Annotated in this window: 12 protein-coding genes; 6 read left to right on the top strand and 6 right to left on the bottom strand. The window is 70.4% G+C overall.

The genetic code is table 11. From position 1 onward, the window contains the following. Window positions 1–94: 94 nt before the first annotated feature. A complete protein-coding gene (locus ACZ49J_RS43395; RefSeq protein WP_467456839.1) occupies window positions 95–721 on the bottom strand; it encodes a Uma2 family endonuclease in 627 nt (208 codons plus the stop codon). Between the two features lie 142 nt (window positions 722–863). Continuing rightward, window positions 864–1,376 carry an ATP-binding protein gene (locus tag ACZ49J_RS43390; RefSeq protein ID WP_467456774.1) on the bottom strand — a complete coding sequence of 171 codons (513 nt, stop codon included), beginning with the start codon at window positions 1,374–1,376 and terminating at the stop codon, window positions 864–866. 187 nt (window positions 1,377–1,563) lie between these two features. Here ACZ49J_RS43390 and ACZ49J_RS43385 point away from each other — a divergent pair, with 187 nt between their 5' ends. Further along, a complete protein-coding gene (locus tag ACZ49J_RS43385; RefSeq protein WP_467456775.1) occupies window positions 1,564–2,415 on the top strand; it encodes a helix-turn-helix domain-containing protein in 852 nt (283 codons plus the stop codon). A gap of 8 nt (window positions 2,416–2,423) precedes the next feature. Then, window positions 2,424–2,753, top strand: a complete 330-nt coding sequence (locus tag ACZ49J_RS43380; protein WP_467456776.1) for a DUF397 domain-containing protein — start codon at window positions 2,424–2,426, stop codon at window positions 2,751–2,753. On the opposite strand, the gene ACZ49J_RS43375 is transcribed toward ACZ49J_RS43380, so the two are convergent. From ACZ49J_RS43375 to ACZ49J_RS43360, 4 genes are read right to left on the bottom strand one after another with little or no spacing between them, the layout of a single operon-like run. Further along, on the bottom strand, window positions 2,656–3,741 hold the full coding sequence (locus tag ACZ49J_RS43375; protein WP_467456777.1) for a hypothetical protein: 1,086 nt from the start codon (window positions 3,739–3,741) through the stop codon (window positions 2,656–2,658). The two genes, ACZ49J_RS43380 and ACZ49J_RS43375, sit on opposite strands and share 98 nt — an antisense overlap. A 43-nt stretch (window positions 3,742–3,784) precedes the next feature. Then, window positions 3,785–4,723, bottom strand: a complete 939-nt coding sequence (locus tag ACZ49J_RS43370) for an N-acetylneuraminate synthase family protein (protein ID WP_467456778.1) — start codon at window positions 4,721–4,723, stop codon at window positions 3,785–3,787. 13 nt (window positions 4,724–4,736) lie between these two features. Beyond that, a complete protein-coding gene (locus ACZ49J_RS43365; protein ID WP_467456780.1) occupies window positions 4,737–5,996 on the bottom strand; it encodes a cytidylyltransferase domain-containing protein in 1,260 nt (419 codons plus the stop codon). Window positions 5,997–6,028: 32 nt separating this feature from the next. Beyond that, window positions 6,029–7,399, bottom strand: coding sequence for a DUF6716 putative glycosyltransferase (locus tag ACZ49J_RS43360; protein ID WP_467456782.1), 1,371 nt, complete (start codon window positions 7,397–7,399; stop codon window positions 6,029–6,031). A gap of 198 nt (window positions 7,400–7,597) precedes the next feature. Between ACZ49J_RS43360 and ACZ49J_RS43355 the strand changes: the two genes are divergently transcribed. From ACZ49J_RS43355 to ACZ49J_RS43340, 4 genes are all read left to right on the top strand, one after another. Further along, window positions 7,598–8,584 carry a glycosyltransferase family 2 protein gene (locus ACZ49J_RS43355; protein WP_467456784.1) on the top strand — a complete coding sequence of 329 codons (987 nt, stop codon included), beginning with the start codon at window positions 7,598–7,600 and terminating at the stop codon, window positions 8,582–8,584. Continuing rightward, entirely contained in the window at window positions 8,584–9,918 is a 1,335-nt protein-coding gene (locus ACZ49J_RS43350; protein ID WP_467456786.1) for a polysialyltransferase family glycosyltransferase, read from the top strand. The genes ACZ49J_RS43355 and ACZ49J_RS43350 overlap by 1 nt, the downstream gene beginning before the upstream one ends. Window positions 9,919–10,089: 171 nt before the next feature. After that, window positions 10,090–11,355, top strand: coding sequence for a hypothetical protein (locus ACZ49J_RS43345; RefSeq protein WP_467456787.1), 1,266 nt, complete (start codon window positions 10,090–10,092; stop codon window positions 11,353–11,355). Next, window positions 11,352–13,577: a polysaccharide pyruvyl transferase family protein gene (locus ACZ49J_RS43340; protein ID WP_467456789.1), complete on the top strand. Its 2,226-nt coding sequence runs from the start codon at window positions 11,352–11,354 to the stop codon at window positions 13,575–13,577. The genes ACZ49J_RS43345 and ACZ49J_RS43340 overlap by 4 nt, the downstream gene beginning before the upstream one ends. Window positions 13,578–13,678: the final 101 nt, after the last annotated feature.

Below are 13,678 nucleotides of genomic sequence, written 5' to 3'. Positions count from 1 at the left end.
CAAAAATTCAGCCCGTCAGGGAAGAAAATATGACCGCATGGCGCATGGGGGCCAAGGGAGATGGGTATACCTGCCGCTTTTCGAGTGATTGACGTCACTCCCGCTCCCCGCTCCTGTCCTGCCCGTTCTCCGCGTTCTCCTCGGGAACAGCAAACCCGGAGGTGTCCAGCTCGAAGTCGAAGGGTGCGGGTACGTGGAGGGGGCGTCCGAAGGGCACGTTCGTCCGGGAGCGGTAGCCCCTCGGCGACGGGTCCCAGAAGGCACTGATCTCCTGCACCTTCATGTCGAGCAGGAGATACACGGGGACCACTCGCCCGTAGGCGTCCAGCTTGTCGAGCCAGTCGACGTCCTTCGTGGAGTCCGAGGTCAGCTCGGCGACGAGGGAGAGGGCAGCGCCGTCGGCGTGGCGGCCGTCGGCGTCGAAGGCGGATTCGTCGGCGACGTGCAGGTCGGGGCCGAAGGCGCGCTCGGTCCCTGGGATGGAGAAGAGGAACGGCGCGACGTCGACGTCATGCCCTTCTGGCGCGTAAGGCTCCAACTGCCGCCGCAGGGACTTCATGACCCGCTTGTAACGCAGCTTCGACCACGGCGACACGACGATCTTCCCCCGGATGAGCTCGGCCTTGTAGCCGTCAGGTGTGTCCAGCTCCTCGATGGTCCGGAGCATGTCCTCGAAGGCTCCGGACCCGGATGCCTCTATGGCCGCCGGGCGCTCGATCATGGTGGTCACCGCGGTCCTCTGCTGAGTACAGGGCGTGTAACGGCTCCACGGTAGCGCCGGGAGAGACGCGTGGCCCGGCGTGCGCTCTGCTGCACCCGTACGAGGTACCTCACCGTGACGGACGCATCATGAGCCCGGCCGTTCACGCCGCGATCTTCACGTCAGCCACCGACCGCGCGTCCAGCTCGAACCAGAGCAGCTTCCCGCTCCGCCCGGACAGATCGTCACCGAGCAGGCACCCGCCCCAGCGGTCGGCCCACTCGCGCACGAGGAGCAGCCCGCGTCCGCCGAGGGATCGCCGGTCCGGCTGCGCCACCGTGACCCCCGGTGAACCGGTCCGGACGGCCGGCTCGTCGAACGGTGAGGGCACGTAGGAGTCGGTGTCCCACACGGTGATCCGCACCCCGCTCCGGGACGCGCCGTCCAGCTCGTCGAGCCCGCGCAGTCGCAGTGCGGCGGGTCCCTTCGTGTGCCGGTAGGCGTTGGTGACGAGCTCGGAGGCCAAGAGTTCGGCGGTGTCGAGCAACTCCCTCATCCCGTACGCCGGGAGCACGGCCCGCAAGGTCATACGGGCGATGCGCGGGGCACGGGGGTCGTGGGGCAGGTGCAGGGCGTAGGACCAGGCGGGGGCGGGTGACGGCGATACGGTGGCCATGAACGACTCCTTCGGGGAAGGGACTTGGACCGCTCGACGGCTTCGGTTCGCACAGGTTGGTCGTTGAGCGGGATGAGTCTCACCGTAGGTCCGAAATTGGCCTACATTCCACAAAAGAAGGGGAAGAGAGGCCATTAGCACTCGTGTGGGTGACCTGGCCTCTCCCTCCCGGCACGAAGGGACGCTGATGTCGCCCAGCAAGACCCCCACTCTGCGCCAGCAGCGCCTCGGCTCCGAGCTGCGCAAACTCCGCGACCGAGCGGGCCTTTCCACGGTCGAGGCCGCGGCCCTCCTGGGCGTCAACCAGTCACGCATCAGCAACATCGAAGCGGGGCGCTATGCCGTCAGCGCCGACCGCGTGCGAGCCATTACCCGCAACTACGCGTGCTCGGACGAGGCCCTCATCAAGGCGCTGACCGGAATGACGGGCCGCAGGGTGCGTGGCTGGTGGGAGGACTACCGAGGGCGGTTGCCGCACGCCGCACTCGACCTGGCCGAACTCGAACACCACGCCACTGCCCTGCGCGTGGCCCAAGCCCTGCACATCCCCGGACTGTTGCAAACGCCGCAGCACGCGCGGGCGCTGTTCGGCGACGCGGTGCCGCCGCTGCTCCCCCACGAGATCGAGCACAGGATGTCGTACCGCATCAAGCGCCAGGCCGTGCTGTACCGCGAGCGCTCACTCCCCTACACGGCGCTCATCCACGAGGCGGCACTCCACATGCAGGTGGGCGGCACAGATGTCGCGCGCGAACAGCTCACCCATCTCGTCGAGTTGAGCGAGCGCGACACCATCACGGTCCTGGTCATCCCCTTCGGCCGGGGCGCCTTCCCTGGCTCCGGACAGGGAATCGACTACGCATACGGGCCTGTCCCCCAACTCGACACCGTGCAGTTGGACACCGAGCACGGAAGCGAATTCCTCGACGCCGCAGCCCAGTTGGAGCGCTACACGACCGTGCTGGACCGCCTGGAAAAGCTCGCGCTCCCGGCGGAGGCATCCCGCGATCTCATCCACGGGATCGCCCACCGACTCTAGGAGGCCCCATGTCCACCAAGCCGGCCCTCACGTGGCAGAAGTCGTCGTACAGTTCGGAGGCCTCCTCCTGCGTCCACGTCGCCACCACCCCCGACACCACCCTCCGCCTCCGCGAGAGCGACGAACCGGACGTAGTCCTCCACATGGGCCGTGCGGCGCTGGCGGACCTCATAGCGGCCGTCAAGAACCGGCTGGGCGAAACACCGGCCCACCCGGCCCAGGCCCCTCCCGGCGGAGCGACTACACCGATGTCACCGCCGACAACCGATGCACATCCCGCGCCGTCCCCGTCACCCCCGACAGGAAGCCCTGCGCGCGCGGTGAGGCGTTCTCGGTGAGCCAGGTCGGGTCGATGTCGCAGACCGCGACCTTGACCTCCGTGCCCGCCAGGGCCAGCGGCAGGGTGTGGACCACGGTCGAGGGGAAGCTCAGGATCGTGCGGCCGATGGGGCCGCGGCGGGCGATCAGTTCCAGGGGGAGGTCGGGGCGGACCACCTCCAGGCCCGTCTCCTGGACCAGCCGGTGGAGCTTCTCGGAGCTCTCGCGGCGGTGGGCGAAGTAGCGGGTCGCGCCGTGGGCGCGGGCGAGGTTCAGGACCGCCCCCAGGTAGCGGTCGCCGTCCACGACGCCCGTCTCGACCAGGGAGGTGCCGACCAGGTCGGAGCCCTTGGTCAGGCGCGGGGGGCCGAAGCGGGCACGGGTCCAGGCGAAGTCGTTGGCCGTGACCGTGACGCCGTCGGGGGTCTCGTCGATCGGCATGGAGGAGAAGACCTCGACGTGCCGGTTCCCGCCGGGGGTGAGGCGGTGGCGGGCCTTGGACGACACCGGGGCGAAGAGCAGGTCGCGCGGGCCGGGGCGGCCGCCCTTGCGGTGCCAGCGGACCAGGCGTTCGCCGCGGGCGAGTTGGGCGACGAACTCCATGGTCGCCGTGCCGTCGTCCACGACCACCAGGTCCCGGGCCCGGGTGATGGTCAGGAGCAGTTGTACGTAGCGGGAGAACGGGTCGCCCATGACGACCCGGCTCGCCCTGCGCAGCAGCGGGGCGAGGCCCGCGATGGTGTGGAACGGGGCCGTCGTGCCGCCCCGCGCCTCCTCCCACCGCACCTCGTACCCCTCGTCCCGCGCCAGCTCCGCCATACGGCGCAACTGGCCCCGGGTCATGGGGTCGTTGGGTGAGAGGACGACAAGGGTGAGCCCCGCGCCGGTTCCTCCACCGGCGTCCTGGAGCACGTGGGCGTGCGCCCACTCCAGCACGTTCAGAAGCTGTACCGGACTCTCGACGAAGGCGAGGGTGTGGGGGCCGGCAGTTCCGGCGCGGGGGCTCATCGACGTCCTACCGTCGCTTCCCTTGATGTGGGTGTGGAGGGGATCAGACCGCGACCGGCTCGCCCGCCGCCGCGGCGATCTCCGCCGCGGCGACGACGCCCTGGACGCGGCGCAGCTTCTTCATCGGGCCGAGCTCGGAGTCGTACACCTTCTTGACGCCGTCACCGAGGGAGGCCTCGATGGTGCGGATGTCGCGGACGAGGCGCTGCAGGCCCTGCGGCTCGACCGAGGCGGCCTGGTCCGAACCCCACATCGCGCGGTCCAGGGTGATGTGACGCTCGACGAAGGTCGCCCCGAGGGCGACCGCGGCGAGGGTGGTCTGCAGGCCCGTCTCGTGGCCGGAGTAGCCGATCGGGACGTTCGGGAATTCCTTCTCCAGCGTGTTGATCACGCGGAGGTTCAGCTCCTCGGCCTTCGCGGGATACGTCGACGTGGCGTGGCACATCAGGATGTTGTCCGAGCCCAGGACCTCGACCGCGTGGCGGATCTGCTTCGGGGTCGACATACCCGTGGAGAGGATGACCGCGCGGCCGGTGGAGCGCAGGGCGCGCAGCAACTCGTCGTCGGTCAGGGAGGCCGAGGCCACCTTGTGGGCCGGGACGTCGAACTTCTCCAGGAAGGCGACGGCCTCGGTGTCCCACGGGGAGGCGAACCAGTCGATCCCCTTCTCCTTGCAGTAGTCGTCGATCTGGCGGTACTCGTCCTCGCCGAACTCCACGCGGTGGCGGTAGTCGATGTAGGTCATCCGGCCCCAGGGGGTGTCGCGCTCGATGTCCCACTGGTCGCGCGGGGTGCAGATCTCCGGCGTGCGCTTCTGGAACTTCACGGCGTCGCAGCCGGCCTCGGCGGCCACCTCGATGAGCTTGAAGGCGTTCTCCAGCTCACCGTTGTGGTTGATGCCGATCTCACCGCAGATGTAGACGGGCCGGCCCGGGCCGACTTCGCGCGAACCGAAGTTGCGGATGCGGGAGTAGGTGCTCATGGCAGAGATGTCCTTACTTGGTGAGGGAATCGAGAGAGGGGCCGAGGATCCAGCTGGCGATCTCTCGGATCGCGCCGTCGCCACCGGGGGTGGCGGTGACCGCGCGTGCGGCGCCGCGCACGACGTCGTGGGCGCTCGCGACCGCCACGGGCCAGCCCACGAGGGCGAAGCACGGGAGGTCGTTGACGTCGTTGCCGACGTAGAGCACGCGCTCAGGCGCGATGCCCTGCTCCTCGCACCACTGCTTCAGCGCGAGGTCCTTCCGGTCGACGCCGTGCAGCACGGGAATCTGCAGCTTCCGTGCGCGGGCGGCGACGACCGGGTTCTGCTCCGTGGACAGGATCAGCATCTTCAGCCCGCTCTTGCGCAGGGCGGCGATACCGAGGCCGTCTCCGCGGTGCACGGAGACGAACTCCTTTCCATCGGCATCGATCAGCACCCGGTCATCGGTCTGGGTGCCGTCGAAGTCCAGTACGACCGCATCGATGTCGTCCGTGGTCGGGAGGGCGCCGGGCCGGTCCGCGTCGAACAGTGGCGCCAGCGCGCGGGCGCGGGCCAGGTCGTGCGGATCGTCGATCTCCAGCACCCGGGCGGGGTCGGTGCGCACGAGTTCCGTGCGGCCGAAGAAGCGGTGCTTGTGCTCGCGGAAGCCTTTGGCGTCCATCGCGTAGGCGGCGCCGGTCTCCAGGAAGTCCTGGGGGCGGTCCTGGCGGCGGGGGCGGAACGACTTGTCGTGGTTGACGCCGTAGCCGCCGCCGGCGGTCGCCCGCTCGGTCTCCGCGCCGGCCGCGTCGTCGTCGCCGTGGCGCCACACGAAGCCGTGGAAGGGGGCGACGGTGAGGGAGGTGTCGGCGTTGTTGGCGACGATCGCCTTGACGACGGCGTCGATGTCCTCGCGGACGATGAAGGGGCTGGTGCACTGCACGAGCAGGACCACGTCCACCGGCGCGCCGTGCAGCGCCTCGTGGGCGTCCATCGCGTGCAGCACGGCCGCCTCGGAGGTGGCGGTGTCGCCGGCGATGGCGGCGGGGCGCAGCACGACCTCGGCGCCGGCCTGGCGGGCGGCGGCCGCGATGCCGTGGTCGTCGGTGGAGACGACGACGTCCGTCACCAGGCGGCCGGCCCGGCACTCGCGCACCGCCCGCGACACCAGCGGTATGCCGCCGACGGGGGCGAGGTTCTTCGCGGGCACGCCCTTGGAGCCGCCGCGCGCGGGGATGACCGCAAGCACCCGGGGCACCGAAGTGCCTTGGGCCGCTTCCGAGTGGGACATGGTTTCTGCTCCTTGACGTGGGATCTGGCGGCTCACAGCTCCCCCATCCGCCGGATGACCGGTGCCACCCGCTGCACGCCGTGCCGGTAGGCGCCGCGTGCCGCCCGCCGCACTATCTGGCGGACCGGGCCGGGGTCCTTGTCGTGGGCGGGGGCGCCGGGCAGCGGGCTGCCGTCCGGGCCGAGGTGGTGGCGGGCGAGGATGCCGGGCAGATAGCCGGGCGCGGTGGCCGGCGTGTAGTACGGGGTGAGGGCGGGCAGCCCCCCGGGCCGCTGAAACAGCTTGGCGATGCGCTCGCGGGCCGCGTCGAAGGCGGTGGCGTACGAGCCGTCGGCGCAGACGCCCTGCCGGGACACCCACTCCGCGTCGGGCGCCGGCCGGTGTCCCTCGTCCAGCTGGTCCCAGGAGGCGAGGCAGCCGGAGCCGACGAAGTGGTGGTTGCCGAGCGCCTCCCGCACACCGAGGTCGGTGAGGACGACGGTGGGGATGCGGCGGTGCAGCGACTCCAGCGCCGCCGTGGAGCTGATCGTGACCAGCAGGTCGGTGCGGTCGAGGACCTCGCCCATGTTCCCGTACACCAGCCGGAAGTTGGCCGGCGGATCGAGCCGCTGGACCAGCTTCTGGTACGGCAGCTCCTCGATGTGCGTGGTGTGTTCGCCCGGCCTGGAGCGCAGCTTGAGCAGCACCTCGCGCTCGGGGTGCTTGCGGGCGTGCTGAATCAGGCGGTTCAGCAGGTACGTACGGTCCCTGCGGTTGTCCGGTACGGAGGGCTGGGCCGCGAAGACGACCGTGTAGGGGCTGTGTCCCTGCTTCGCGGACGGGTCGTGCTCGCCGGTGTAGGGCTCCCCGCCGAGGAACGGCAGCGCCACCTCGGTCACGGAGGAGGCGTCGGTACCGACTCCCTCGTACACCGCGCGGAAACGCTCGGCGTCCTGGCGGGAGTTGGCGAGGACGAGGTCCGCGCCGTGCCGCAGCAGCAGGCCGTCGGCGAGCTTCTCGTACACGACGCCGACATAGCCGGTGACGACGACGGGGCGCCGCGACCTGCCTTCCCAGACCCGCTTGAGGCCGTGCAGCATCGCCTGGACGCCTCCCCCGACGAGGGCGAGGACGACGATGTCGTAGTCCTCCCGCGCCATGGAGCGCAGGAACTCGACGGCGGTGACCTCCGTCAGGGAGTCGGCGCGAACGCCCACCTCTGCCAGCTGGCGGGCCGTGGGTGTGGCACGGCCGCGCAGCAGGAACCCGTCCAGGGCGGGGCTCACTTGCGTCTCGCCGCGCGGTCCGGCTTCCATGGACGGACCCGGCGCGACGCGCTCCGCGGTCAGCGCACCCCACTTCCAGCGGGTGTCGGAGTCCGCGAGGACGGCAATGCGCAAGGGTTTCGTTGTACTTGCTGGCACGACGACGACGCTAGAAAGCAATTTCTAGGTTCGGCCCAACCCAGAATCAACGAAAAGTTAACAACACCCCACCGGGAGCCGAACTGGCCCGCCAATCACCTGGAAGTACAGGGGATGCACCGTTCCGACACATTGAGTTCACCCCCCGTACCCTCACCGGAAAGTTCCCGAGCCGGACGGCCTCCTAGCCTTTTGCAGGTGCCAAAGCTCTCCGTCATCGTGCCCTTCTACAACGTGCAGCAATTCGCTCCGGACACCATCAGAAGCCTTCGCAGAAACGCTCGAAGTGATTTCGAGTTCGTGCTGGTCGACGACCATTCGAAGGACGAGACTCCGGCCATTCTCGAACGGGCCGCCGAGAGACTCTCGGACGTCGCCCAGGTGCGGTACATCCGCCACGAGAAGAACGGTGGGCTCGCCACCGCGCGGAACACCGGTCTGGACGCAGCGCGGGGCGAGTACCTCACCTTCCTGGACGGCGACGACTGGCTCGCTCCGGGCTATCTGGCCGAACTCGTGGCCGCCATCGAGGGGCTGGGCTGCGACTTCGTCCGCACCGACCACGTGCAGGCCACCGCCCGCGCCCGGTCCGTGCACCGGTCCCCGGTCGGGCGGCGGTACGAGGTGCTGAACCCGCGCGAGGCGATCCTGCCCGCCGAACGGACGACCTCGGTGGACTACGCCTACGCCTGGGCCGGCGCGTTTCACCGTCGGCTCCTCGACCGCGGTCTGCTGCACTTCACGGACGGACTGCGTACGGCCGAGGACCGGCCGTGGATCTGGAAGCTGCACCGCGAGGCGGAGTCGTTCGCCGTGGTGAGCCTGCTGGGTGTGTTCTACCGGCGCGGCGTCGCCTCCTCCCTCACACAGATCGGCGACACCCGCCAACTCGACTTCATCCGCGCCTTCGACCAGGTCATCGAGGAGACGGCGGCGGACCGCGACGCCGACCGGCTGCTGCCCAAGGCGGTGCGCACGTACTGCGCGATCATCGCCCACCATCTGTCCGACGAGTCCAAGTGGGAACCGTCCGTGGCCAAGCAGCTGCGCGCGATGAGCGCGGCGGCGATGAAGCGTATGCCGCAGGGAGCGCTCAGCGACGTACTGGAGACCATGGACATGCACCGCTCCTCCAAACTGCGGCGTCTGCGACGCCGGATCACCACGGCTAAGGCGGCCGCCTGATGTCCCGTACCACCCAGATCTTCTGCGCCTCGACGCTGTACGGCGCTGCCACCCTGGCGGCGGCGATCGAGTCCGGCTGCTTCGCCGAGGCGGACCGCCGCCTGCTGCTGGTCTTCAACAACTCGGCGACCCCGGAGACCACTCCAGCCGTCGACGAGATGCCGGGCTTCGCGACGCTGCGCGACCACTTCCACGCCGTCCTGTCGTGGAACGAGGTCATCCGCCCCTTCCACCCGGGTGCCTGGTCGCCGCGCTCCGACGACGTCCCGCTCTTCGAACGCTATCTGCGGCAGCTGTGGGGCCTGGGCGACGACCGGGTGGAGCTGGTCCTTGAGTCCATCCAGGTCGCCCCGGCCCTCGCCGTGGCCCAGCTGTTCACCGGCGCCCCGATCGACGTCTACGCCGACGGGCTGATGAGCTACGGCCCCACGCGCAACAAGCTGGATCCGCTGGTCGGCACGCGCGTACGGCGGCTGCTCCACCTGGATCTGGTGCCGGGGCTGACACCGATGCTGCTGACCGAGTTCGGCGTGCCCGCGCACGTCGTGCCGACGCAGGCGTTCCGTAAGGTGATCAGCGGCCTCTCGGACGCCGTCCCGGGACAGCCCGCCCTGCCCGACGACGCGGCGCTGCTGCTCGGCCAGTACCTGTCCGCGCTGAACATCCTGTCCGCCGCCGAGGAGGAGGACCTGCATGTGCGGATGCTGAAGGGCGCCGCCGACCTCGGCCACACCCGGGTCGTGTTCAAGCCGCACCCCACGGCCCCGGCGCGTTTCACCCGCACTCTGGAGCAGGAGGCCGAGAAGCTCGGCGTCGATCTCACCGTGGTCGACACCCCCGTGCTCGCCGAGGTGCTCTACGCGAAGATGCGGCCCGCGCTCGTGGTCGGCTGCTTCTCCACCGCCCTGTTCACCGCGTCCGCGTTCTATGACCTGCCGGTCGCCCGCATCGGTACCGAGACGCTGCTGGACCGGCTGGCGCCGTTCCAGAACAGCAACCGCGTCCCCGTCGCCCTCGCCGACGCGCTGCTGCCGAGCCTGGAGTCCCCCACCCAGGACACTCAGGGACTGCCGCCCGAGCTGCTCGAAGGGCTCGTCACCGCCATGGGTTTCGCCATGCAGCCCCAGATCTACCCCGAGCTGCGTACGGCGGCCGAACGGTTCCTCTCCCAGCACTTCGGTTCGCGCACCCAGCACTACTTCAAGCGTCGCCGGCTGACCGCGCTGGGGCTGCCCGGCGGACTGCCGCAACGGCTGGCGTTCCTGCCGCACAACTCCACCGCCCGTCGGGTGGCACGGCGAGGGCGGGTGATCTTGAGAGCCGTGCGACGCTGAGGGCCTGTGCGCGGTCGGCCCGCCGGGTCCTGCGGCCACCGAGTACCGGTCGTCCGTGCCGCTGCCGGTCGGCCACCCCGGGGAGAATGTTCACTCACCGTACACCGGCAGGACACTCGTGATCGGTCACGTTGGGGCACATTCGGCGTCCGATCGGAGAACGGTGGACGCATGATGAACCCCCTGGCGGGATTGTTCAAGGCACGACAGAAGGATGCCGCCAGGCTGGACCTGTTGGCCCAGGGCATGCGCCTGTGCGGTGAGTACCTCGCGGCACAGGGAGACAGGTCCACTCCCCGGCAAGCCCGGCTCACCCAGGCGATCGGCGTCCTCGCGACCTCCCTGGACACCCCGTCGGCCGACGCCTTCGAGGCCCTGCTCCAGGTGGGCGAGCGCGCGCTGAAGGCCGGTGGGGACGACGGACTCGGCCTCGCCCTGGGCGTCGCCGAGACGTCGACCCGGATCCGGCAGCGCTCCAAGGGAGCATGGCGACTGCGCGGCCTGGCACTGGACGGGCTCGGCCGCGGCGACGAGGCGCTGGAGTGCTACGAGCGCTACCTCACGCTGCTGCAGCACAACAACGCCGCGGCGGAGGTCGTCCGCAGGATGGACACACTGCGGCGTCGGCGGGCGTACGTCGAAGAGGCCCTCGCCCTCTTCCCGGAGGCCGACTCCCCGCTGCGCGACCTGCTCGCACAGTCCACCGCGACCACCGCGGACATCGACCGGGAGTTCGCGTCCCACGTGCGGGCGAGGGCCGCCCAGCACGGCATGGCCGACCCCGAGGTACGGCGTCTGGTGCGGCTGTACGGCGCGTACCGACGGCTCGTCGAGCGGGACGGGATGGCCGATCCGTTGCTCGGTGGCAGCACTCCGATCGGCGTCAGCGGCCTGCGGGGCCTGGTCGCGGGGCGGACGGTGTGTCTGGTCTCGGATGCCAAGGAGATCGCCAGGAGCACGCTGGGCGCTGAGATCGACCGCTACGACCTGGTGGTCCGCTGTGACTCGTTCCGCATCCGCGCGGAGGGCACCGGTGAGCGCACCGACCTGCACGCCGTCTCGTTGCGGGGCGACACCCCGTGGGACGGGCCCGCCTGGACGCAGTCGACCCGCATGCGGCTCGTGTTCGGTGACCCGGCCGCCGGCTGGCGCCGCGCCGTCCGGCGGCGCCTCGCGCCCGGAGCGCAGGAGTACGTCGGTGACGCCTCCCTGCGCCGGCCCCTCGGCGACCCGGCGCTGCTGGGCGAGGACCGCTGGGAAGCGGGGACCACCACCGCCTTCACCGTCCTGAGGCTTCTGGACTTCCTGGACGTCAGCCCCCGCCTGGACCTCATCGGCTTCAACCGGCCCGACCGGCTGAAGCCGAGGGAAGCCGAGTGGGTCATGGATCGCGCGACGCACGTCGACGACAGCAAGATGAGGATTGCCCTGCGATGACCCACTCCTCCGCCGACGACCGCAGAATCGTCACCGGCAAGCGCCGGATCGCCTTCGCCGTGCACACCGACGAGGACCGTCTGTCCGACGTCCCGGCGCTGATACGCAGCCTGGCGCTGACCAACCCGGCCGTGTGCGAGGACTTCGTGATCCTGCACCCCGGGCTGACCGACTCCTCGTTCGACGCGCTGCGCCGGCTGCACCCGCGGGTCGTCACGCGCCGGGCGGACAGCCGCATGGACGTCTTCCGGCTGGAGGGCTACGACACCGTCATCGCCCTCAGCCCGGCCATGGTCGTGCTGGGGGACATCGGTGAGCTGCTGCGGATGCGCCACGGTGTGGGCGCCGTCCCCCAGTTGCTGTGCGACGGGGAGGCCGGGGAGCGGCGCACCGTCCTGCCGGACGGCCTCCTGGTCATCCAGCGCGTCGACGTGGACGACGCCGTGGCGGCCCGGCTCACGGACATCACCGGCGACGACGACCCGGGCCCGGTGCTCGGGGGCGTCCTGACCCCGCTCGACGCGCGGTACGACTTCCTCACCCGCCGGCTCCACGACGACACGCCGGTGCCCCCGAACGTCGCCGTCCTTCACTTCACCGGCGCGTTCGACGAGCCCGGCTACGGTCCGGCCGCCGAGGCGCGGCGCCGCTTCGAGATGAGCGACGAGGACTTCCGGGCCGCCTACCGCGGCCTGCCCGGTGGCAAGCACCCCGACCTTCTCGCGCACGTCGCGCCGCCCCTTCTTCAGACGCGTCCCTCCCTCGACCTGGCCCGGACGGTCGCCGACATCTACCGCCAACAGGGCCGCTACGACGAGGCCGTCGACGTCCTCGCCCCGGTCCTGGGCGACCGGCTGGACGCGCCGCGCTGCCACGAGACGCTCGGCGTCTGCCTGATGGCGCTGTCGCGCTACGACGAGGCCGAGGGACATCTGCTGCTGGCGTCGGCCTCACCCGACATCGCCGCGCGTTCCTTCGCCCAGCTCGCCCGTCTGGCGTGGCTGTCGGGACGGGAGGAGGACGCGCACGCCTACGCCCGGGACGGCCTGGAGGCCGACCCCACCGACGCCGGCTGCCACAGCTGGTACGTGCGCACCCGGCCGGACCGCCCGGAGCCGCAGGAGCCGGCCCCCGCCGCGCAGCAGTTGACGCATGTGGCGCTGTTCGCCGAGGGCCAGGAGAACGCCGGGGACAAGGTGCTGCCCGAGGCCGTGCGGATGTGCTTCGACACGGACACCGGCCCGCGGCGCTGGTACCAGCAGCCGGTGCACCGGCTGGTCGACGAGGCGGCGCTGGAGCAGCTGAACGCGCGGCGCGGCGTGATCGTGGGCGGCGGTGGGCTCTTCCTCCCGGACACCTCCCCCAACGGCAACAGCCACTGGCAGTGGAACGTCCCGGACGACGTCCTGGCCCGGATCACCACGCCCCTGGCGGTGTTCGCGGTCGGCTACAACGTGTTCGACGGACAGCTCTACCGCCGGGGCCGGTTCGCCGAGAGCCTGCGGGTGCTCGTGGAACGGTCGGTGTTCTTCGGGCTGCGCAACCACGGCTCGATCGAACGGGTCCGCGAGCTGCTCCCTGCCGAGCTGCGCGACCGGGTGCGCTACCAGCCCTGCCCGACGACGGTGGCGCGGCACCTCGTCCCGGGCTGGACCGACCCGGCGGAGCGGTCCGACGCCGTCCTGGTGAACTGCGCGTACGACCGCGCCGGGCTGCGGTTCGGCCACGACTACGGCCACTTCCTCGCCCAGATGGCCATCGCGCTGCGGGATCTGGGGGCGAGGGCCGACGTACGGTACGCGGCGCACATGCCCGCCGATGAGCGGTTCGTGCACGACCTTCGCCGGGAGCACGGCCTGAGTCTGCCCGTGGAGCAGCTGTACGACATGTCGAACGACGGGATCCGCGACCTGTACCGCCGATCACGGCTGGTGATCGGGATGCGCGGGCACGCGGGGATGATCCCCTTCGGCTGTGGGACCCCGATCCTCAGCCTCGTCTCCCATCCGAAGCTCGCCTACTTCCTGTCCGACATCGGCCGCGAGGAGTGGGGGCTGTCCGTGCACGACCGGCTGCTGGGCTCCCGGCTCGCCGAGCGGGCGGCCGCGATCCTCGACGCCCACGCGGCCGCCGTGGCGGACGTGCACAGTGCCCAGGACTTCCTGTGGAAGACCACTCGGTCGAACATCGAAGAACTCCGGGAGATCTTCGGTCAGGCCTGAGACACCAAGAGTTCACTTCCGGCAAGAGTGGAATTAACCTCTCCGCACCTCGAGTGACACCGCTCCCTTCGGGTCAGTAGTTAATCTTTTCCAATCTCTGA

The organism is Streptomyces sp. NPDC030840 (assembly GCF_055572015.1).
Note: the sequence above shows the minus strand (reverse complement) of the source record. Positions and strands in the feature narration are given on the sequence as shown.

Excerpts from the sequence above, each read along its gene's own strand:
- ACZ49J_RS43395 (WP_467456839.1), bottom strand. The coding sequence starts at position 721 with ATGATCGAGCGCCCGGCGGCCATAGAGGCATCCGGGTCCGGAGCCTTC.
- ACZ49J_RS43390 (WP_467456774.1), bottom strand. The coding sequence starts at position 1,376 with ATGGCCACCGTATCGCCGTCACCCGCCCCCGCCTGGTCCTACGCCCTG.
- ACZ49J_RS43385 (WP_467456775.1), top strand. The coding sequence starts at position 1,564 with ATGTCGCCCAGCAAGACCCCCACTCTGCGCCAGCAGCGCCTCGGCTCC.
- ACZ49J_RS43380 (WP_467456776.1), top strand. The coding sequence starts at position 2,424 with ATGTCCACCAAGCCGGCCCTCACGTGGCAGAAGTCGTCGTACAGTTCG.
- ACZ49J_RS43375 (WP_467456777.1), bottom strand. The coding sequence starts at position 3,741 with ATGAGCCCCCGCGCCGGAACTGCCGGCCCCCACACCCTCGCCTTCGTC.
- ACZ49J_RS43370 (WP_467456778.1), bottom strand. The coding sequence starts at position 4,723 with ATGAGCACCTACTCCCGCATCCGCAACTTCGGTTCGCGCGAAGTCGGC.
- ACZ49J_RS43365 (WP_467456780.1), bottom strand. The coding sequence starts at position 5,996 with ATGTCCCACTCGGAAGCGGCCCAAGGCACTTCGGTGCCCCGGGTGCTT.
- ACZ49J_RS43350 (WP_467456786.1), top strand. The coding sequence starts at position 8,584 with ATGTCCCGTACCACCCAGATCTTCTGCGCCTCGACGCTGTACGGCGCT.
- ACZ49J_RS43345 (WP_467456787.1), top strand. The coding sequence starts at position 10,090 with ATGATGAACCCCCTGGCGGGATTGTTCAAGGCACGACAGAAGGATGCC.
- ACZ49J_RS43340 (WP_467456789.1), top strand. The coding sequence starts at position 11,352 with ATGACCCACTCCTCCGCCGACGACCGCAGAATCGTCACCGGCAAGCGC.